Annotated in this window: 23 protein-coding genes and 1 tRNA gene; 8 read left to right on the top strand and 16 right to left on the bottom strand. The window is 62.3% G+C overall.

The genetic code is table 11. The features are described 5' to 3' along the window. Positions 1-39 precede the first annotated feature (39 nt). Positions 40-996, top strand: coding sequence for a LysR family transcriptional regulator (locus tag KBY88_RS14750; RefSeq protein ID WP_254940701.1), 957 nt, complete (start codon positions 40-42; stop codon positions 994-996). On the opposite strand, the gene KBY88_RS14745 is transcribed toward KBY88_RS14750, so the two are convergent. Then, entirely contained in the window at positions 971-1,420 is a 450-nt protein-coding gene (locus KBY88_RS14745) for a CopD family protein (protein WP_254940700.1), read from the bottom strand. The two genes, KBY88_RS14750 and KBY88_RS14745, sit on opposite strands and share 26 nt — an antisense overlap. Before the next feature lie 58 nt (positions 1,421-1,478). On the opposite strand from KBY88_RS14745, the gene KBY88_RS14740 reads away from it, so the two are divergent. Beyond that, positions 1,479-1,745: an MTH1187 family thiamine-binding protein gene (locus KBY88_RS14740; protein WP_254940699.1), complete on the top strand. Its 267-nt coding sequence runs from the start codon at positions 1,479-1,481 to the stop codon at positions 1,743-1,745. 216 nt (positions 1,746-1,961) lie between these two features. On the opposite strand, the gene KBY88_RS14735 is transcribed toward KBY88_RS14740, so the two are convergent. Beyond that, entirely contained in the window at positions 1,962-2,213 is a 252-nt protein-coding gene (locus KBY88_RS14735; RefSeq protein ID WP_254940698.1) for a DUF1651 domain-containing protein, read from the bottom strand. Between the two features lie 6 nt (positions 2,214-2,219). Next, positions 2,220-2,564, bottom strand: a complete 345-nt coding sequence (locus KBY88_RS14730) for a galactose oxidase (protein ID WP_254940697.1) — start codon at positions 2,562-2,564, stop codon at positions 2,220-2,222. Positions 2,565-2,680: 116 nt separating this feature from the next. Between KBY88_RS14730 and KBY88_RS14725 the strand changes: the two genes are divergently transcribed. Next, positions 2,681-3,016 (top strand): hypothetical protein, encoded by a 336-nt coding sequence (locus KBY88_RS14725; protein ID WP_254940696.1) that lies wholly within the window; start codon positions 2,681-2,683, stop codon positions 3,014-3,016. A gap of 140 nt (positions 3,017-3,156) precedes the next feature. Beyond that, entirely contained in the window at positions 3,157-3,432 is a 276-nt protein-coding gene (locus tag KBY88_RS14720; protein WP_254940695.1) for a hypothetical protein, read from the top strand. Positions 3,433-3,561: 129 nt separating this feature from the next. Here the strand turns inward: KBY88_RS14720 and KBY88_RS14715 are convergent, their stop codons facing one another. Further along, positions 3,562-3,930, bottom strand: coding sequence for an AbrB/MazE/SpoVT family DNA-binding domain-containing protein (locus KBY88_RS14715; protein WP_254940694.1), 369 nt, complete (start codon positions 3,928-3,930; stop codon positions 3,562-3,564). 473 nt (positions 3,931-4,403) lie between these two features. Here KBY88_RS14715 and KBY88_RS14710 point away from each other — a divergent pair, with 473 nt between their 5' ends. Beyond that, a complete protein-coding gene (locus KBY88_RS14710; RefSeq protein ID WP_254940693.1) occupies positions 4,404-5,069 on the top strand; it encodes a hypothetical protein in 666 nt (221 codons plus the stop codon). A 184-nt stretch (positions 5,070-5,253) separates the two neighbouring features. Here the strand turns inward: KBY88_RS14710 and KBY88_RS14705 are convergent, their stop codons facing one another. The 4 genes from KBY88_RS14705 to KBY88_RS14690 form a co-directional block, all read right to left on the bottom strand. Further along, the gene (locus KBY88_RS14705) at positions 5,254-6,000 is read right to left on the bottom strand and encodes a recombinase family protein (protein ID WP_254940692.1); all 747 of its coding nucleotides are present in this window, start codon (positions 5,998-6,000) and stop codon (positions 5,254-5,256) included. 114 nt (positions 6,001-6,114) lie between these two features. Beyond that, positions 6,115-6,750 (bottom strand): metallophosphoesterase, encoded by a 636-nt coding sequence (locus KBY88_RS14700; RefSeq protein ID WP_254940691.1) that lies wholly within the window; start codon positions 6,748-6,750, stop codon positions 6,115-6,117. Next, entirely contained in the window at positions 6,731-7,993 is a 1,263-nt protein-coding gene (locus tag KBY88_RS14695; protein ID WP_254940690.1) for a vWA domain-containing protein, read from the bottom strand. Before KBY88_RS14695 ends, KBY88_RS14700 begins: the two co-directional genes overlap by 20 nt. Before the next feature lie 70 nt (positions 7,994-8,063). After that, on the bottom strand, positions 8,064-8,723 hold the full coding sequence (locus KBY88_RS14690; protein WP_254940689.1) for a MerR family transcriptional regulator: 660 nt from the start codon (positions 8,721-8,723) through the stop codon (positions 8,064-8,066). A 65-nt stretch (positions 8,724-8,788) separates the two neighbouring features. On the opposite strand from KBY88_RS14690, the gene KBY88_RS14685 reads away from it, so the two are divergent. Together KBY88_RS14685 and KBY88_RS14680 are read left to right on the top strand one after the other, a co-directional pair. After that, positions 8,789-9,211 (top strand): DUF6508 domain-containing protein, encoded by a 423-nt coding sequence (locus KBY88_RS14685; protein ID WP_254940688.1) that lies wholly within the window; start codon positions 8,789-8,791, stop codon positions 9,209-9,211. A gap of 171 nt (positions 9,212-9,382) precedes the next feature. Next, positions 9,383-9,580 (top strand): helix-turn-helix transcriptional regulator, encoded by a 198-nt coding sequence (locus tag KBY88_RS14680; RefSeq protein ID WP_254940687.1) that lies wholly within the window; start codon positions 9,383-9,385, stop codon positions 9,578-9,580. 11 nt (positions 9,581-9,591) lie between these two features. Here KBY88_RS14680 and KBY88_RS14675 read toward each other — a convergent pair whose 3' ends face one another. The 3 genes from KBY88_RS14675 to KBY88_RS14665 form a co-directional block, all read right to left on the bottom strand. Beyond that, a complete protein-coding gene (locus KBY88_RS14675) occupies positions 9,592-10,824 on the bottom strand; it encodes a tyrosine-type recombinase/integrase (RefSeq protein ID WP_254940686.1) in 1,233 nt (410 codons plus the stop codon). Positions 10,825-11,009: 185 nt separating this feature from the next. Continuing rightward, positions 11,010-11,094, bottom strand: a tRNA-Ser gene (locus KBY88_RS14670). A 122-nt stretch (positions 11,095-11,216) separates the two neighbouring features. Continuing rightward, positions 11,217-13,328, bottom strand: coding sequence for a ComEC/Rec2 family competence protein (locus KBY88_RS14665; RefSeq protein ID WP_254940685.1), 2,112 nt, complete (start codon positions 13,326-13,328; stop codon positions 11,217-11,219). Positions 13,329-13,408: 80 nt separating this feature from the next. On the opposite strand from KBY88_RS14665, the gene KBY88_RS14660 reads away from it, so the two are divergent. Beyond that, entirely contained in the window at positions 13,409-14,296 is an 888-nt protein-coding gene (locus KBY88_RS14660; RefSeq protein WP_254940684.1) for a lytic transglycosylase, read from the top strand. Positions 14,297-14,300: 4 nt separating this feature from the next. On the opposite strand, the gene KBY88_RS14655 is transcribed toward KBY88_RS14660, so the two are convergent. The 5 genes from KBY88_RS14655 to ubiE all read right to left on the bottom strand — a co-directional run bounded on the left by KBY88_RS14655 (position 14,301) and on the right by ubiE (position 17,771). After that, positions 14,301-14,486 (bottom strand): hypothetical protein, encoded by a 186-nt coding sequence (locus KBY88_RS14655; RefSeq protein ID WP_254940683.1) that lies wholly within the window; start codon positions 14,484-14,486, stop codon positions 14,301-14,303. Continuing rightward, a complete protein-coding gene (gene glyQ, locus KBY88_RS14650; RefSeq protein WP_254940682.1) occupies positions 14,483-15,367 on the bottom strand; it encodes a glycine--tRNA ligase subunit alpha in 885 nt (294 codons plus the stop codon). Before glyQ ends, KBY88_RS14655 begins: the two co-directional genes overlap by 4 nt. Positions 15,368-15,421: 54 nt before the next feature. Next, positions 15,422-16,168 carry an EAL domain-containing protein gene (locus tag KBY88_RS14645; protein WP_254940681.1) on the bottom strand — a complete coding sequence of 249 codons (747 nt, stop codon included), beginning with the start codon at positions 16,166-16,168 and terminating at the stop codon, positions 15,422-15,424. 70 nt (positions 16,169-16,238) lie between these two features. Beyond that, the gene (locus KBY88_RS14640; protein WP_254940680.1) at positions 16,239-17,009 is read right to left on the bottom strand and encodes an EAL domain-containing protein; all 771 of its coding nucleotides are present in this window, start codon (positions 17,007-17,009) and stop codon (positions 16,239-16,241) included. A gap of 63 nt (positions 17,010-17,072) precedes the next feature. Next, entirely contained in the window at positions 17,073-17,771 is a 699-nt protein-coding gene (ubiE, locus tag KBY88_RS14635; protein WP_254940679.1) for a bifunctional demethylmenaquinone methyltransferase/2-methoxy-6-polyprenyl-1,4-benzoquinol methylase UbiE, read from the bottom strand. Positions 17,772-17,776 lie beyond the last annotated feature (5 nt).

Here is a 17,776-nt window from a genome sequence, read left to right as displayed (position 1 = left end):
CAGGACAATCCCTCATTATCGGGATAAACTGTCCCGCATATGGGTCAGTTTGATCTCAACGGCGCCCTGGTGCTGGTGCGCGTGGTGCAGGCGGGCAGCTTCCGCGCCGCCGCCGAGCGGCTCGGCATGCCCAAGACCACCGTGAGTCGCAAGGTCTCCGAGCTGGAGGCCCAGCTGGGGGTGCAGCTGCTGCAGCGCACCACCCGCAAGCTGTCGCTCACCGACGCGGGCTTGGCCTTCGTGGAGGAGGCAGAAGCGGCGATCGCCCGGCTGGAAGCGGCGCAGGAGGCCGTGACGGAATTACAGCGGGAACCCAGGGGCCGGTTGCGGATCACCACCGCGGTGTCGATCGGCGAACTCTTTCTGGCGCCGGTGCTCAGCCAGTTTCTTGAGGCCTATCCGGCGGTGGAGGTGGTGTTGCTTCTCAGCGACCGCCTGGTGGATCTGGTGGCGGAGCGCTTTGACGTCGCGATCCGCGCCGGGCAGCTGCGGGATTCGAGCCTGATCACCCGGCGGATCGGCAGCGCTTACGACCGCGTTGTCGCCAGCCCCGCCTATTTGGCCCGCCACGGCACCCCGCAGCGCCCCTCGGATCTGTCGTCCCATGCCTGTCTGCGCTTCTCGCGCGCTGGGATGGAGGTGCGCAGCAGCTGGCCGTTTGGCGCCGGGGCCCGCAGCAGCGAGGTCATGGTCAGCGGCCGGTTGGTCAGCGACGACTTTGTGGTGCTGCGCACGGCGGCCGAACAGGGCCTGGGCATCGCCCGCCTGCCTGGCCTGCTGGCCCATGAGGCGATCCAGGCCGGACGGTTGGTGCCGCTTCTGGACGATCAGGCAACCCCACCCACGCCAGTGCAGCTGCTGCTCCCCGGCGGAACCCGCCTGCCGGCCCGCACGCGGGCCTTCATCGAGTTCGTGCAGCCGCGGCTGACGCAGGCACTGGCGGGGGCAGGGCTAGTTGCTGGATCCAAGCTCAGCTCAGGCCCCCCAGACGGATAAAGGCCCCCACCACCACGAAGGCGATGGCCAAGGCGGTGATGCCACGGATGTGCCATGCCAGGCCGCCCAGGGTCTCGTCGGTGAGGTTGGGGATGAGCCGCAACCGGGCGTGCAGGGCCAGGGCGGCAGTGCCGGCCAGCAGCGACAGCTTGACGCCCACCAGCATCCCGATCGGGTTGGCTGGGCTGAAGAGCCCCTGGAACCCCGGCAGATAGATCCAGCCCATCCACAGCCCCGTCAGCACCTGAATCGCCAGGGCGGTGAGGCCCAGCGGCTCAAACGTCTCTTCGAAGCTGCGGATCGGTGCCGCGCTTCCCTCCCGCAGCGCGCTGGGCAGCACTCCCAGATCCAACACCAGATGCCCGCCGGTCCACACCGTGGCGGCCAGGGCATGCACGATCACTAGCAGAGGGAAAGCAGACACGGCAGCTCCTGTGCACCGTTTCCCACGATGGGAGCAATCCAAGCCAGAGGAGCTGACCGTGAAGGTGATCGTGGATCTGTGCGTCGTCCCGATCGGTGTGGGCGTGCACCTGGCGCCCTACATCGCCGCCTGCGAGAAGGTGCTCACGGAAGCCGGCCTCAAGATCCAGCTGCACCCCAACGGCACTGCTATCGAGGGCGAGTGGTGCCCTGTGTTCGCCGCAATTGAGGCCTGCCATCGGACGGACTATGGCGTTGGCTGCCGTCACGATTACACCACCGCAACGATCACCACCCCGACCGATAGGGGCCAGCCGCTCGACTAAGAGGTGACCAGGGTCGAGGCGCTGCTGTGGAAAGGCTGAATGCGCCCAATAGAAAGGGCGCCCCGTGTCGGGCGCCCTACTACTGCGCAGAAGCCAAGGGCTAGGTCGGTTGCAGGGAACTGGTTTGAACCGCCCTGGTCGAGGCCTCTGCTTCATGGATAGATCCGTTGGGCCGTGGTGTCAGTACGGCAAACCTCACTCCAGGGCCACACCCCATCACCACTGGGGCTCGCAGGGGCTCCAGCCCTCCTGGCGCTTGGCGGCCCACAGCTTGAGGGCCTCATCCCGGCTGATCTCCCGGCGGTTCTTGAGCAGCGGCACCGGTTCGCCGGGGAGTAATTCTCCCTTGGTGATCTCCAGCCGCTGGTAGGTGCGCTCCCAGCGCGTCGGGCGGAAGCGCAGCACCTGGCGGCCATCGCTGAGCCACCCGTCTTTGGGCGACAGGGGTGGTCCCTTGCTGATGGCCATGCCTGATCAGGCCACCTCCGGGCACCAGCCCCGCTGGCGCGTCATGTCGTCGGTCCAACCCTGACAGCGGCGGGTGAGGTGCTCTCCCTGGGCCAGCAGGCCCTGGTGCAGCTGGCAGGTGAGCAGGGGGATGCAGTTCACCCCGGCGTGGTGGCGAAAGAAGTGGCAGGTCATGCAGACCTTGCGGCTGCGGCTGGGGCGCAGCACAGCCCCATCGAGATAGGGCCAGGCCTCGATGGTTGCTTCCTCCCCGCTGGGGTTGCTGTCCCGATGGGAACCGCGAGAGCGAGCAGGGGGAGCAGACACGAGAGCGCCAAGCAGGAAGTACACCCGTACTAGCAGGAGTTCCATCCTGTTGGCCAGCGCCGGCCGGGCGTACTGCGCCCGTGGCGGCTGGATGGCGGCTCGGCACCGCGGCCAGGATGCCCCTGGCGGGGCGGGGCGCGGGTGTCCGTCGCTCGCCATCCATGTCCGCCATCGCCTGCATCGGCGTCGAGTTCCTCGAGCCGGCCGATCACCCCGGCGCCCAGGCCCGCATCTGGTTCCTCGATGCCACCGGCCAGGCGGTGCGCCCCTGCCGCCTGGTGCCCGCACCAATCGCCAAGCTGCGCGGCCAGCAGCTGCAGCGCTTCTTTGGCGGCGGCATCCGCATCGAAAAGCCCGATGCCCGTAGGCAGGTGATGCTGCACCGCTGCAGGGAGGCGATGGAGGCGAATGCGGAGGCCAACGCGGAGCAATCCCCACATCCACAGCAACTCAGCAGCAACCCGAACTTCTTTCCCAGTAGCCTCCGCCACGACTGAAGAGCAATTACTACCCCTGCGCCCGCCTTGGAAGGCATGAACCTTGGTTGCCGTCGCTGTAACGACAGATCAAAGTGTTCCGCTGGATACAGCCGCTCGCCCCTTGCTCTAACCAAGGTGTTGACCCAAGGAGAACTGACATGCCGTCATACGTAACCGCTGCTCTGCTGAGCAAGGCAGCCAGGTCAAGCGAGCGCAGCTACCGGCTCATCGATGGGAGCTGCGAGCCGCACGGCCAGCTCGACGGCCAATACAGCTCCCTTGATGACGCCATTGCCGATGCGATCGAGTGGATCGGTCACCTCAGCGAATCCGACCATCCCTCCAGCCTGATCGGTGTGGAGGTGAGCAGCACCAATGGCGACTGGCGCACCTGCCGCGCCCCTGTGCCCTGGCTCTGCCCTCTTCCGCGATGAGAAACTAGTCCCGATAGGCACTAGCTACCCCTTGATGGCGAACAACAAGAACTCCCCGGGAGGAACAGAGGTGGGTTCTCAGGAGCGGGCTGGAAAGGAAAGGCTGGCGCCTATGCCGGAATCTTCAGTTCACTCCTCTTCTGGAGCACCGAGGGGGATGAGCTTGATCTGCTTGCGACCCAGCTTGATCTCGAACTCATCGCCGGGCTTGAGGTCCAGCAGGGCTGAATACGCCTTGCCGATCAGGAGGTTGCCGTTCCCCTGAACAGTGGCGACATAGCTGAGCTTCCGGCCACCTTTGCCAACACTGGTGCTGCCATTGGAGCCCAGGGATACCCCTTTAGCTTCCAGCAGGGCTTCGTAGAAGGCTGTGAAGTTCAGGCGCTCCGACCCATCTTTCTTAGTGGACACGTAGCCAGCTTCCCGCACCAGCTCGGACTTACTCACATCCCCTAGTTCCTTCACCTTTGCCAGCAGGTCTGCGCCGGTTAATGCCATGGGTCATTCGTGATTGTAACCCACAATGTACCTTATGGTCCCGGGAGCACCAGCACTGATCCTGGATTGTGGTGGCAGGCTTGCACAACATATTGAATCATCCCATCTCCACATAGGCCACCCCTTCAGCATCACCCTCGAGAGAAAAGGAGGGAATCCGCAACAGGCAAAACGGCCTTCGCTTCTCTGGCGCTATCTACCACCCAAATGCACGAAATACATGGTATAGTTGTAGTCTGCTCAAAAGCGAACGCACGGCCTTAAAGCCCTGCGATCCGCGAAACTGGTATAGACATATCCGCCTATCCTTTCAACTTGAAAGGAGGCAATAAGCTGGGCCTCAACAGTGTTGGGTCAACACCCTTACAACCACCTTGCGGGATTCCTGCTTGGCATGAACCTGGGCTGTGGCAGTCAAATGGATACGCTATTCATTAGAGCAGCACAAAGAAAAAAACCAATTCAAAATAGACATGACTGGATCAATCAAGCACGACAACGACGAGGATTACAGCAAGGGCTCACGGGAGTTCTACGCTTTAAGCAATAACGAAGAGAAGACTCGGGAAATCGCAGAATCAGTATTATTTACATTTCTCGGGAGCAAGGAGTACAAGAATAGAGTGCATTGTTTTTATTTTCAAAATAATTATGAAGTACTAACATTCCTAAACTCTAGCGGGGGATATGGCAACTACACACGCGCCACTTGGGAAGTGATCACAGATTTTCTGAAAGCCAAAGATTACATTACGTTCACACGCTGTCGCAAAACCGGTAGGAAGCGAACAAAGTCCTACTCCGATCAAGAGATCAGGCGAGCCGAGACATACTTCGACAGATCATTCCTATATGGTTATGAAGACAGGGGAACGGTTAAGCGCTACAGAAGCGTTCTTGGGGAGGAGAGGCCTCGCCACACATATGTTCAAGTTAATGTAGAAAAGCTGTACCACTTGTTAGAGGCCAAATACGGACTTCCCGAGGGCATTACAGCGACAGAATTTGCAAGATTGAACAACCTCCCAACTTCTGTTGTGAAGCAATGGGCAAGGCAGCTAATGGAGGACAAGCGCCTGGTCCTTAAGATGGTGAGAGGTCGTAGAATACTGAGGAGGAGCGAAACGTCAGCAGATTGATCGAGCGCTGGTAGTGCAATGCGCCGCTATTGTCTGCAGACAGGGTGCGTTTTCTCCTGCATAGGGAGCAGCAGGTCTTTCCTTTGGGAGGAGCGGCATAGAGAATTTTTTTATAATTTTTCTCTTGCTTCTCGTGCCAGGAACTTTTTAGGCTCTCTCCCTTTCCCAGACATAACACACCCCCCTAGGATTGTTGCCTGATTGCCATTCGAGTGAGGCACTTTTGATCATGAAGGGTTGAAGCCCTCTCTGTATTTAATTTGTTGTACCCCAATCGTTGAATTGCGTTAGATACCTGGGTGGGCCTCCACATGCACCCCCTCTGGGTTCGGATCCCTGCATTATTCAGTGCATCTGCCACCTTTTGCAGCGTTGCACCATTCCGACGAAGGGGAATAATAATCCCAGCGACGCTTCTGGCCTGCTGTAGGGCCTCCTCACCCTTACGTGCGTTCAGTGCGTGCAGATGAGGCCTTGCCCCACCAAGTTTCACACCCCTTTCCTTGGCAACCTTCAACGCAGCCTTTGTGCGTTGGGAGATAAACTCCCGTTCCTGCTCGGCGAGAGCGGCATAAAGGTGCAGTTGGAACCGGTCGGCTCGAGGCAATGCCGCCACAACAAACTCCACCGACCGATCCTCGAGGAGATTGGCTATAAAAGCCACATTGCGGCTGAGCCTATCCAGCTTGGAAACCAGGAGTTTCGCCCCGCTTTTGCGGCACAAGGCCAGGGCCTGAATAAGTTCTGGCCTATCCCCCTTTGCCCCACTAGCCACCTCAACAAACGTCCCAACAATCTCTGCCGCCTCCAGAGACCCAAGGAACAGTTCCAGATCACGGGCTTGGGCTCCGATCCCATGGCCGCCCTTGCCCTGTTCCTGGGTTGAGACCCTTAGGTATTTCACGAATTTTGGATTTTTAATTTCGTTCAACGGTCGTTGTGTGTTTGATATGTGGTTCAAAAAAAATGGGACACCGCTTCGTGCCCCGTGTCTCCCCGGTCCCCCATGGCAATCGCAATGGTGCCCCGGCGCTGTCTGCCTGGATCAGCCCCCTGGAGATATCCTCAAGCTGGACAGCTTCCCGGTAAGGAAGGCCCCTGTATCGATGCCGATGCGCCATGGCTTTCGCTCCACCTGCTTAGAGGCGGTGATGCTGTGACCGTGGACGACCACATAACGTAATCCATGAGGCTGGCCAAGGAAGGGCTGGCGAATCCAGAGCATGTCGTCCATACTTTGCTGCTCCAGTGGAATTCCTGGCCTAACCCCAGCATGAACAAAGAGGTAATCGCCTCTGATTAGGTAATGGGGCAGGGATGTCAACCAATCCATCCTCTCCCTCAGGAGCCCCGTGACACTGAGATCCCCACCATTCCAGAACCAGAGGTCAGAGGCTTCCCCCGTCTCCCCTTGCGCAAGTGCATCAATGGCCATTTGCTCGTGATTCCCCCTGATGACGCTTAGTGCTTTCAGCCCATAGGCACCGGGATCGGCCTGGATAGCCCATACATGCTCGAGCACAGCCCGTGCCCCACCGTCCTCCGGGGACCGGTCGAGGAGATCCCCAAGGAGAATGATTTCAGCGCCACTGTCCCGGTATTTCTCCAGCTCCTGCCTGAGCAGGGAGGCACAGCCATGGACATCCCCTATGGCAACAACATCATTGCCCTGAGTCAGCATCTTCTTTATTCCACACGTTGGTACTGCTACGTAATGATTCCTTGGATAGACGCTTCCTAGTCATGTTGCGGTTCTTACCGATCATTTTTCTTTTCTCAGCCAGCAACTTTCGTTCCATGACCACGTCATCTGTCTGATCCAGCAGAGCCAGTTCCGCATCGCACTTGGCCATATAGGCTGTTGCCCCCTGGTCATTCCCCTTGTCCATCTCAGCGATGGCCAGCCGGCGAGTCCGATTAGCCTTAAGCAGGGCAAATTTTTCAGCCACAACCCCATCGGGTTCCATAGCCAAGAGTTCCGCACCCGCCATGATTGGCATGATCAAGCTCTGCTCGAGCATTTGGCGTTCTGTTGCCCCAGGATCATCCCAGCCAAGCTGAAGGGAGAGGATGTGCTGGTTTGGCTCCCATGCCGGCAAGGTCAACCGCAACCCAATGTTCAGTTCTTGGCCGTAGCGAAGGTTTGGAAGTTGGTATTCACCCCCCTTGAGCACAGGTAGATCATTCAGAACATCAGACACCGCAGCCCCGTTCTTGGGTTGAACGTTGAAACTCACACGGCGCCCTGCCGTAGCTACGAGGCCCCTGAGTTCAGAGGCATAAAGGTCTGCAAGCTGGTCAGGGTTTTCAATGTGGGCCAGCGTTCCATCCCCGCCACTGGCCACGGCCCCCATCAGGTCCTCATCGAATCCTTCCCCAATCCCAAAGGCACTGGTGCTGATGCCACGAGCATTGAGCCCGGCGACCTTTTGCCCGATTTCAACATGTGATGTCAGGCCTTCGTTGGCCTCACCATCGGAGAGTAAAAGAACTCGGTTCACCCCAGCAGGGTTCACAAACTCTGCCACCTGGTGTGCCCCCTCCACCCAACCCTGGTACAAGTCCGTGTACCCCCCGCTTTTTATGGTGCTGATGGCGGATAGGAACACCAGAGGGTCGGTTACCGGCTGCGAGGGCACCACAACGTTGACCCTTTCGTCGAAGGTCACGATAGATAGCCGGTCATTGGCCCCCAGTTCACCGACCAAGAATTTCGCAGCCTGTTTTGCGTTGCTCAGTTTCGATCCGTGCATGGAACCGCTCCGATCAATCACAAGGGATAGGTTCAGCGCAGGGCGTTGAGCCGTTGCCTGGTTTGGTGGAAGCTCCGGTGCCTTAACGCTCACCAGAAGGTCAAGCTTTGTTGCACCATCATTTGCCACCGCCGGACGCAGGGCCCGGAAGCGAATCGTGGGTTGTTCCATTTTTGAAAGTAGGGTTACAGGTTAGGTGGTATCTAGGTGTGTAGGCACTTGGTGGCCGGTGCCGTGGAAACTATTGGTTACTGCGCTCATCGAGCTGTTCCGCAAAACGCTGCGCCAGCTTTTCTAACCATGCGAATCGCCGTGATCCCGCTGGGGGGATGGACACCGAATCACTGATATGCAGTTCTACACCAGGGGCGAGATTGAACCGGTTCCAGCGGTTAGCGGCGCTTCTGCTGCCCTGGGAGGGACTTGCCTTTCCTGAGGAAAGTGACGAGCCTAGAAATGGCAGGACCGAATTCTCCTTGGTCCCTGGCGAAGCCCTTGCATCATCCTCACGTAGTTCCTCTAGGTAATCCAAAGCAGGATTACCGCTGAGTTGTCGGTGGACTGATGGAGGTGTTTCGGCACCAAGGATTTCAGAAAGCTGGGCCTCCAGTTCCTTGTCCGGTTGCCCACATAGCGGGGCAATGGCTGAAAGGGAGAGGCCTTTGGCTGCGAGAGTTCGGATAAGCAGTAGTTGGTTGAGTTGGCGGGTGGTGTAGACGGCGCTTCTGCTCTCCCTGTCGGGTTTGTCCAGAAGCCCCTGCGTTTGGTAAAGGCGCACAGTGCGCGCTGAAACCTCGGACCCGAGGCGGGCCTGTGCCATCGCCAGAAGCTCCTCAAGGCCGAAGGTGGCCTGGGAAGCGGCGTCTGAGCTGGGTTCGCCTGTGGGGCCGGGTTTGACCATGAAGCTAGTATGGCACAGCTACAGTGCAAGTGTCAACTCGTCCTATCAGCCCTGCCCCATCCCCTATGAACGAAATCTCTGATGCCACGTACGTCCCCACAGCCGAGGAAATTCAAGCCCTGGTTCGGTATCTGCCCGTCTTTGAGACGAAGGGCTTTGTTTCTGGTACTTCCGAGTCAAGGCCTGGGTTCTTCCCAGATTTCATGAATTCCAGGGACGTTCTGCGTTTTGTTCACGCCCTTTATGACAACGGTTTTGTGTTTCCCTTTGATTGGGTCCGTTGGACTGACCGGGTTGATGCGTATATCTGCAAGCCAGAAACGCTCCAGACGGCAAGCCTCCAGGATATTCGTAAACTCCTTACAGCCATTGCAAGAAAGGATCGTTTTTGCGCGGGGCAGCTTGCATGTCTAATTGATGGTGGGTTTATCCAAGCCGTCTTGAGGCGGCTGGAGGCCATTGGCGATTGCCAAGCGGATCAAGCATGAACGGATCAGCGCAGCCTTCCATCGTGACTCCCCAATCAAGAGGACCCGGTAAGTCTACCTACCGCGACTAGGACCACATCAATCAAACCACGCTGGACGCAGTCCCCCATGCTCGGAATTTACAAACGTACCCCCGAAGCTACAATTGACTGAAGACCAAAACCACTTCGCATGACTAACTTATCCACCAAATTCCTCCGCCTTCCTCTGGTCAAATCCGTCACAGGACTCTCCAAATCAACCATCTATGCCCGTATCGCCGAAGGATCCTTCCCAAAGCAAATTTCTCTAGGCCCACGCCTTGTGGTCTGGCTCGAATCTGACATCCATAAGTGGATGAATCAGCAGGTTTCTGCCGCTAGGCGGTGACGTCATTAACTTCATACCACCAGGCCCTTTTCCAGCAAAAGGTCTGCCCAGCGCTTCATAAATACCGTCCGCTCCTCAAGGTATTGCGCCTTGTCATAAGCCTGACGCACCTTACCTGGCGGCTTATGTCCCATCTGCAGATCAATCACATGAAACGGGGTCTTAAGGATGTCCTGACCATTGGTCAGTGCCAAGCTGCGCACGCCATGAGCAACGAGCTTTCCCTGATATCCCATGCGCTTAATGAGGTGATTTGGCGTTTCCAAAGCGATGTGCTCAGTGCCCTTGCCCCGGGAGCTCTGAAAAATATATGGCGAGTCTCCTGTTTGTTCTCGAAGCCTTTCCAGAGCATCGACCAATGGTTGTGACATCGGGATTAAATGCTCCTGCCGAGTGGCGTTTCTTCCTTTCATCCGCTTGGCAGGAATGGTCCAAATCCTTTGTTGCCAATCAATTTCAGCCCATTCACCAGGCACCACAGCACCCACCCTCATAAACGTCAGCAATAGAACTTTGACCGAGGCAATAGCAATCGGGTCTCCGTTCCCCTTGTTCCTCGCAAGGTCTGCCAAAAATCCTGGGACGTCATTCCAGTCGAGCGAGGGATGATTCCTGGTGATGTGCCCCGAATGGGAGTGCCTGGAATTCCTTGCTGGGTTGGGATCTGAGACCCATTCTTGGTCAATGGCATAGGAGAAGACCAGGCGCAGGACCATAAACACTTTGTCTGACTGGTTCAGTGCGCCCCGAGCTTCGATGGTGCGCTTGAACGCCAGGCACTCACCGCGGGTGATCGCCTTGATTGAGCGCCTACCAAACACAGGCAGAATCTGGTTCTCCAACTTGTTTTTGTAGTCCTTAAGAGTGGTTGCGGCGAGCTTTCTGGTATTCCCCGCGATCCACTCCTCTGCTGCCTTTTGAAAGGTCACCACCCCCGTGCGCTGGATGCTCTGACGCCGCTCTGCCTTCAGTTCCCTGGGGTCCTCGCCCTGCCGGCGGAGAACATCAAGGCGGTCACGCTCCTGACGGGCCTCCCTCAGCGTCCACTGCCCCGGACCCTTGCCATAGGGCCCGATCTGGTAATCACGCAATTTCCCCTCCTTCCCAGGTGGAAAGCGGTGCCGCCAGACGAAATACCGCCCTCCTGATGGATAGACCTCTACAAAGAGGGCCTCGCCCGCTGAAGCACGAAATCGCTTGGCCTGTGGCTGAAGGGACCTAAGATCGCTGTCAGTGAAAGGCATTTCAGCAATACCCCAACACCCCGATTCTACCCCAACATGGCTCTGGCTATACCCCACCAAATACCCCAACTTAAAATTGCGCACCGAGGGGAAATAACCGGCCTACCTCGGACCATCAAAACGTCAAAAACCTAGGCACAGCAAAGAGTCTGGGCGAACCAAACCCTTCTCGGAACCAAGAAAAACGGAGAGGGTGGGATTCGAACCCACGGAAGGTTTCCCTTCAAACGATTTCGAGTCGTTCGCTTTCGACCACTCAGCCACCTCTCCAGACCACCGCGTCGCCAAGGGCACAACGAAGGGCCGGCCCGCAGGCCATGGGCACCTTAGACCCGGGCCCAGCGCTGGATGGAGCCGCCCACGGCCGCCCGGCGAAGGCCATCGCCCAGTCCTCAGCCGGCCTCCCCCTGCAGGAAGCCGCTGGCACCGCTGGCCCGCCAGCCCCCGGGCAAGCCCTCCGGCCCAGAAGGTGGCCGTCCACTGAGCCACAGGCGGGACGGGGCGAGCGCCTGCAACCAGGCACGTTCGGAGCGCCGGGGGCGAAAGCCCAGCCAAAGCCCCGCCAGGCGCTCCTGCCCCCTGGCCTCTGAAACGCTGCGCCACGACCACAGCGCCTGGCGATCCGGCAGCAGCACCCAGCGGTGTGCTCCCACCTGCAACCGCAGGGCCGCACCGTCGGCGGCGAGGGGGGCAAGGGTCAACCCTGGACTTTCGATCCGTTGGCCCGGCCCCAGGGGCAACGCCTCCCCGCCGAAGCTGAGCGCCAGAGTGGACAGCGCCTGCCAGCAGGCTGGCTCGGCCGGCGCCACCGGGTCGCTCACGAGCAGCCAATCGAACCGCTGCAGGCCCAGACCCAAGGCCAGCTGCCGTGCACGGCTGCAGCTGAGCCCGTCCCCACGGGTGCTCACCAGGGCCCCGCGGCCCTGGTGGGTGGCGATGAGCAGATCCCCCGATCCCTGGTGCACGAGCAAGAGCCGGTCGCCCCCGATCAGGCCCAGGTGCACCACGCACGCCAGGGCGATGAGGGCCACCCCCCAGGTCCGCCCCTGGCGCCAGCGGCCCAGGGACGCCACCAGCACAGGCAGCAGGCCCAGGCTTAACAGCAGCACCAGCAGCGGGCTAGGGCGCCCCAACTGCCACTGAGCCATCGGCAAGGCCGCAAACCAGCGCGTGGTCGCCAGCAGCAGGCCGGTGAGCGGCACCAGGGGCCAGGCCAACAGCCCCAACAGCGGTGGCGCCAGCACGGCCACCAGCGCCATCGCCATCGCCCCGAGGGTGAGGGGTGTCAGCAGTGGAGAGACCACCACATTGGAGGGAACGGCCCACAGGGGCACGCTGCCGAAATGCAGCAGCTGCAGGGGCAGGGTCCAGAGGGAGGCGGCGAGCGGCACCGCCAGCCCGGCTGCCAGGCCAACCGCCACCTTGCGCGCCCAGGGAGCCGAGCCGAGCGGCTGCAGGCGTGCGGCCAGGGCCGTTTCCAGGTCGCGGGCGGTGAGCATCAAGCCGGCGGTGGCTGCCACCGAGAGCTGAAAGCCCACATCCAGCAGCCAAAGGGGCTGCACCAGCAGCATGGCCAGCAGCGTGAGCAGCAGCACCCCCAGGGGCCTGCCGCGCTGGCCGCTCTCCAGCACCACAAAGGCCACCGCCCCCATCAGCACGGCCCTGACCACGGACGGCTGGGGCCCTGCGAGCAACAAAAACAGCAGCATCGCCCCGCCGGCCATGGTCCAGCGGATCGCCCTGGGGGAGCGCCGTCCGAGCACCATCACCGCCCCCAGCAGCACCGTGAGGTGAAAGCCACTGGCGGCAAGGGCATGGGAGAGGCCGGCCACCCGGAAGGCCTCCCTTACGGCGATCGGCACGGGCACCACAGCGCTGCCCAGCACCAGGGCCGCCAGCACCCCGCCCTTTTCGGGACCACCTGCCTTGATCAAGGCCGTCGCCATGCGCCGACGCAGGTCAGCCACCGGTGTGGGGGGACGCTCCAGCACTTCCAGTTTGGCCACGTTCATCTGGCTCCAGATCCCCTGCCGGGCCAAGCGCTCAGCGGCACTGCTGAGTAAGGGATGGGGGCCCGTGGCGGGTCGGCGCAGCTCACCGATGACCCTCACGCGCCAGCCCTGGCGCAGGTCGGCGCAGCTGGGGAAACGCAGCTCAGTGGCGCCCCCGGCCTCCATGAGCACAGCCTGGCACCCCTCTCCGACGCTCAATGGCCTGGCATCGGCCACCAGCCGCCCCTCCAGCACGGTGGGGCTGGTGCCCTCCACCAACCGGCTCGGGTCGTCAGGGCCCGGGTGAACGCGGTGGACCTGCCCCCAGAGCAACAGCAGCGGCAGCAAGACCACCAGCAGCGCCCGTGGCCGCAGGCCCCAGCCCCGGCGCTGGGTCAGCCAGCCGGCGAAGGCCAGCAGCGGCACCAGCGCCAGCCAGCGGATCGGCTCCGCCAGGGGTAGCACCCCGAGGCCCAGGGCCAGCAGGGCCAGCGACACCACAATGGCTGGCATCGGGAAGCAGGCGAAGATCGCTTCAGAGTTCCCAGGGACTTCTCTTAGGGTTCCGCCAACGTCCTGAGCACTCCCAGCCCGTGCGCGCCTTCGCCGTGGTTTTTGCCCTGCTGCTGGTCGCCCCCGGGACTTGGCTGCCCGGGCCCTGGGTGCTCGGCAGCGGGAGCCAGGCCCAGGCCCAGGCCCAGGGCCTCCCTTCAGGGGGCTCAATCACGGTGCGCGAGGGCGACAGCCTCGAAGCGATTGCCCTCCGCCATGGGGTGAGCCTCGAGGGTCTGATCCAGATCAACCAACTCAAGGACGCCAACCAACTGGTGGTGGGCCAGCGACTGCTGCTCCCCCCCCCGGGGGCCGGCGTGCTGATTCGCTCGGGCGACACCCTCGACGCGATCGCCAGCCGCAGGGGCACCACGGTGGAGGCCCTGCTACGGCTCAACCCCGGAGTGCAAGCCGAAGCGCTGCAGGTGGGCGGCTGGCTCAAGCTGCCGACGGGCGGCAGCGCCCTGGATGGAGCGCTCATCCCGCGCCCCGAATCGCCTGCACCGCCACGGGCCCAGGGGCCCACGGTGCCAGCCCCCCCGGCCGGCACGGGCGAGCAGACCGCCGCCGCCGCGCTGCTGCTGAGCCCGGCCGAACGCCGCGACCGGGCCGATCTCAACCTGCGGGAGCAATCGGGCCGCGCCCGCTGGCGCCGCTTCGGACAAACTGACGTCGACTGGGCCGGCTGGCGCCTGCACCCAGGCGGGGTGCGCATCACCTTGGTGAAAGCCTCCGTGGCTGATCTGGGTGTGCGCCGCTCCGGGGCGACGGCGGTGGCGGTGCAGTGCGAGAGCCTCCGTCAGACCTGGCGCATCGATGGGGACTGGGAGGCCTGGGCACCGCCCGAACCCAGATCTGTGGGCCAGCGAATCGTGATCGACCTGTGCAGCAACACCCTCGATGCTCCGGCCCTGCCCGTGGCTCCCTGAGCCCTCAGGGGCTGGGCAGCTTGAGCATGAGTTCGCAGAGTTGTGGGCTGGGCATCTTCTGGCCGAAGAGGGGCGCCACCAGAGCGGCCAAGGGCCGCATGCGGCACGGACCGATGGCCCGCTCAGTGAGCCTGCCGCCCTGGAAACTGCCGGCGGCCACCACCACCAGCAACAGAATCCGCTTGATCACGCCCGCACGGCCTGGGGCTTGAGGAGCGGAAAGCCCAGGGCCTCGCGCTCCTGCAGCCAGATTTCCGCCACTTGCTTGGCCAGGTGCCGGATGCGGGCGATGGTGGCGGTGCGCTCGGTGACGGAGATCACGCCCCGGGCCTCCAGCAGGTTGAAGGTGTGGCTGCACTTGAGCACGTAATCCAAGGCCGGGGCGGGCAGGCGGCGCTCCACCAGCTCGGTGGCCTCAGCCTCGTAGAGGGCGAACAGCTGAAACAGCCGCTCGGCGCTGGAGGCCTCGAAGTTGTAGGTGCACTGGCCCTTCTCAAACGGCAGCCAGATGTCGCCGTAGGTGCGCTCGCTGTTCCAGCTCAGCTCCCAGATGCTCTCCACGTCCTGGAGGTACATCGCCAGGCGCTCAAGGCCGTAGGTGATCTCGATCGACACCGGCCGGCAATCGAGACCGCCGCACTGCTGAAAGTAAGTGAACTGGGTCACCTCCATCCCATCGAGCCACACCTCCCAGCCCACCCCCCAGGCGCCGAGGGTGGGGGATTCCCAGTTGTCCTCGACAAAACGGATGTCGTGGTCAGCGGCGCGGATGCCCAAGGCCTCAAGGGAAGCCAGGTAGGTCTCCTGGATGCCGTCGGGGGAGGGCTTGATCAGCACCTGGTACTGGAAGTAGTGCTGGGCGCGGTTGGGGTTGTCTCCGTAGCGGCCATCGGTGGGGCGGCGGCAGGGTTCCGGGTAGGCCACGGCCCAGGGTTCGGGTCCGATCGCCCGCAGCACCGTGTGGGGGCTCATCGTGCCGGCCCCCTTCTCGGTGTCGTAGGGCTGGAGCAGCAGACAGCCCCGGTCGGCCCAGAAGCGATTCAAGGTGGAGATGATGTCCTGGAAATGCATCGCCGCGCCCTGCTGGAATCACCCTGTTCGATCCCGATGATCCCAGACCGCCGCTCAGGAGGCGTTGAGGATCCGCCCGAGGGATTGGGTGACCGACTCCATCGGCACCGTGAGTGACTCGAATGTCTCCGCCGGCAGTGCCTTGCTCCAGAGCCAGCCCTGGGCCTGGTCGATTCCGATGCGACGCAGGAAGGCCGCCTCGGATTCGGTTTCGACGCCCTCGGCACAGACTTCCACACCGATGGCATGACAACCGGCCAGCAGCCACTGGAGGAAACGTTGGCGGTAGGTATCCGCATCGATGCCGGTGATGATCGAGCGATCCACCTTCACCTTGCTGAATTTCAGCGAAAGCATGTGGGAAAGCGGGGCATCTCCAGTGCCGAAGTCGTCGACGGCGATGGTGTGCAGGCCCGTGAGCTTATTGATGAAGGCTGATTCCTCGTGACCAGCGACGCCTCGCTCGGTGACCTCCACCACCAGACGCTTTCCCACCTTTCGGCGGAGGTTGTCGAGGTCGGGAACGGCCCGGGAGATCGGACGGAAGAACATCCGGCCCGAGCCGATGAAGCGACAGGAGAGGTTGACCGACAACCAGATGTTGGACTGAATCCGATCGAGTTGGTTGAGGGCAAAGACGAAGGAATCCTGGGTGACGGAGAGGTTGAGACTGGGGTCTTCCTCCAGGGCCACCAATTGCTCGGGTTCCGGTGGGTGGTCATCCGGACGCCAAAGAACCTCGCCACCACAGACGCGACCGCTGGCGAGATCAATGATGGGTTGAATGTGGAAATTTTCCACGCCGGTTGATCCACGGGACTTGACTTCTAATCACAATCACAGTCAGGTGCCACACCATTGGTAACACTTGCTACCTATCCAGCGCTGGAACTGTCTTCAGGGCCATCAAGGGTGCACTGACGTCGGGACCAAGGCCAACCCCGCGTTTCAAGACAACCTCGAAGTCCGCCGGCGGCAGTGGCGACCCCCACAGCGGCCCCGAAGCCAGCTCCACCCCCTGCTCGCGCAGCCAGGCGGCCTGGGAGCGGCTCTCCACCCCCTGGGCGCACACCTCAACGGCGCTCTGTTGGCAACCTGCCACCAGCCAGCGCACGAGCCGCTGCCGGCGTCCATCGGCATCAATGCCCTGCACCAGGGATGCGGGGAGCAGCAGGCGATCAACGTTCAAGCGCAGGAGCTGGGCCAGGGTCCCCTTTCCCTCGAGCCGTAGCTCGATCGCCAGGCCCTGGTGCTCCCCCAGTTGGTTCAGCAGGGGAAAAGACGCCGCTGCCGCTGCCCCTTCGAGGCTGGAGCGGATCAGCAGCCGGTGACCCACCCGCCGGCGCAAGCCATCGAGGTCCGCAACGGAGCAGGAGAGTTTCGCCCACAGGGCCCGACCCGAGCCCAGGGCCCCCAGGGAGAGCCCCGCACTGATCCACGCCTGGTTCTGCCAGCGATCCGCCAACGCAAAGGCCTTCAGCAACCCCTCCCCAAGGGCGTCATGGCCCTGATCCTGCCCATCCGGTGGCGCCTCGCAAGCCCGCTCTTCCCGACCGGCACCGGACAGAGAGGCCAGCACCAGATCGCCGCCCACCACGCGCTCCGTCGCCAAAGCGACCACGGGCTGAAGAGTGAAGGCCAATCGATCAATGCCTCTCATGGAGCCTAGAGCCGTTCCCCGTAGCCGAAGGCACACTTTTCGGCGTCAGGCCACCAGCTCCAGCAGCCCCATCAGCCCCCCCGCCAGGGGGCGATGGCGCACCTGGGCAAAACCGGCCGCACGGGCCAGACACTCCTGCTCGGCCCCCGTGGGGAAACGCTCCAGGCTGGGTTCGAGATAAGCGAAGTGCTCCCGCAGCCCAAAGCGCTCGGCCGTGGGCACCACGAACCGGCGCAGGGCCTGGCGCTGGAGGGCGGCCATCGCCGGGGCGCCGGGGCGGTTGAAATCCAGCACCGCGGCACGGGCGCCAGGTTTTAAAACCCGGTGGAGCTCCAGGAGCCCGGCGGCGGGATCGGCGAGGTTGCGGAGCCCGAAGGCGATCACGGCCCCGTCCGCGTTGGCGCTGGCCAGACCCGTGGCGAGGGCATCGGCCTGGTGCCACTCCAGGGGCAGCCAGGGCTGGGTGGCGGATCGGCGACGGGCCAACGCCAGGGGGGCGGCGGCGGCATCCAGCCCCAGCACCGCACCGCCGGGCCGCACCTTGGCCGCCAACAGCAGGGCCAGATCGCCCGTGCCGCAGCAGAGATCGAGCAAGCGCAGACCCGGTCGCGGCCGCAGCCAGGCGATCGACTGGCGCTTCCAGACCCGGTGCAGGCCAACGCTGAACAGGTCGTTGAGCAGGTCATAGCGGGGAGCAAGTGCTTCAAACAGCTCGCGCACCGCAGCGGGATCACCGGGTTTCAAGGGCG

It is taken from the genome of Cyanobium sp. Morenito 9A2 (genome assembly GCF_024345575.1).
Classification (GTDB): Bacteria; Cyanobacteriota; Cyanobacteriia; order PCC-6307; family Cyanobiaceae; genus ATX-6F1.
This window is presented reverse-complemented; position numbering and strand designations above follow the sequence as displayed.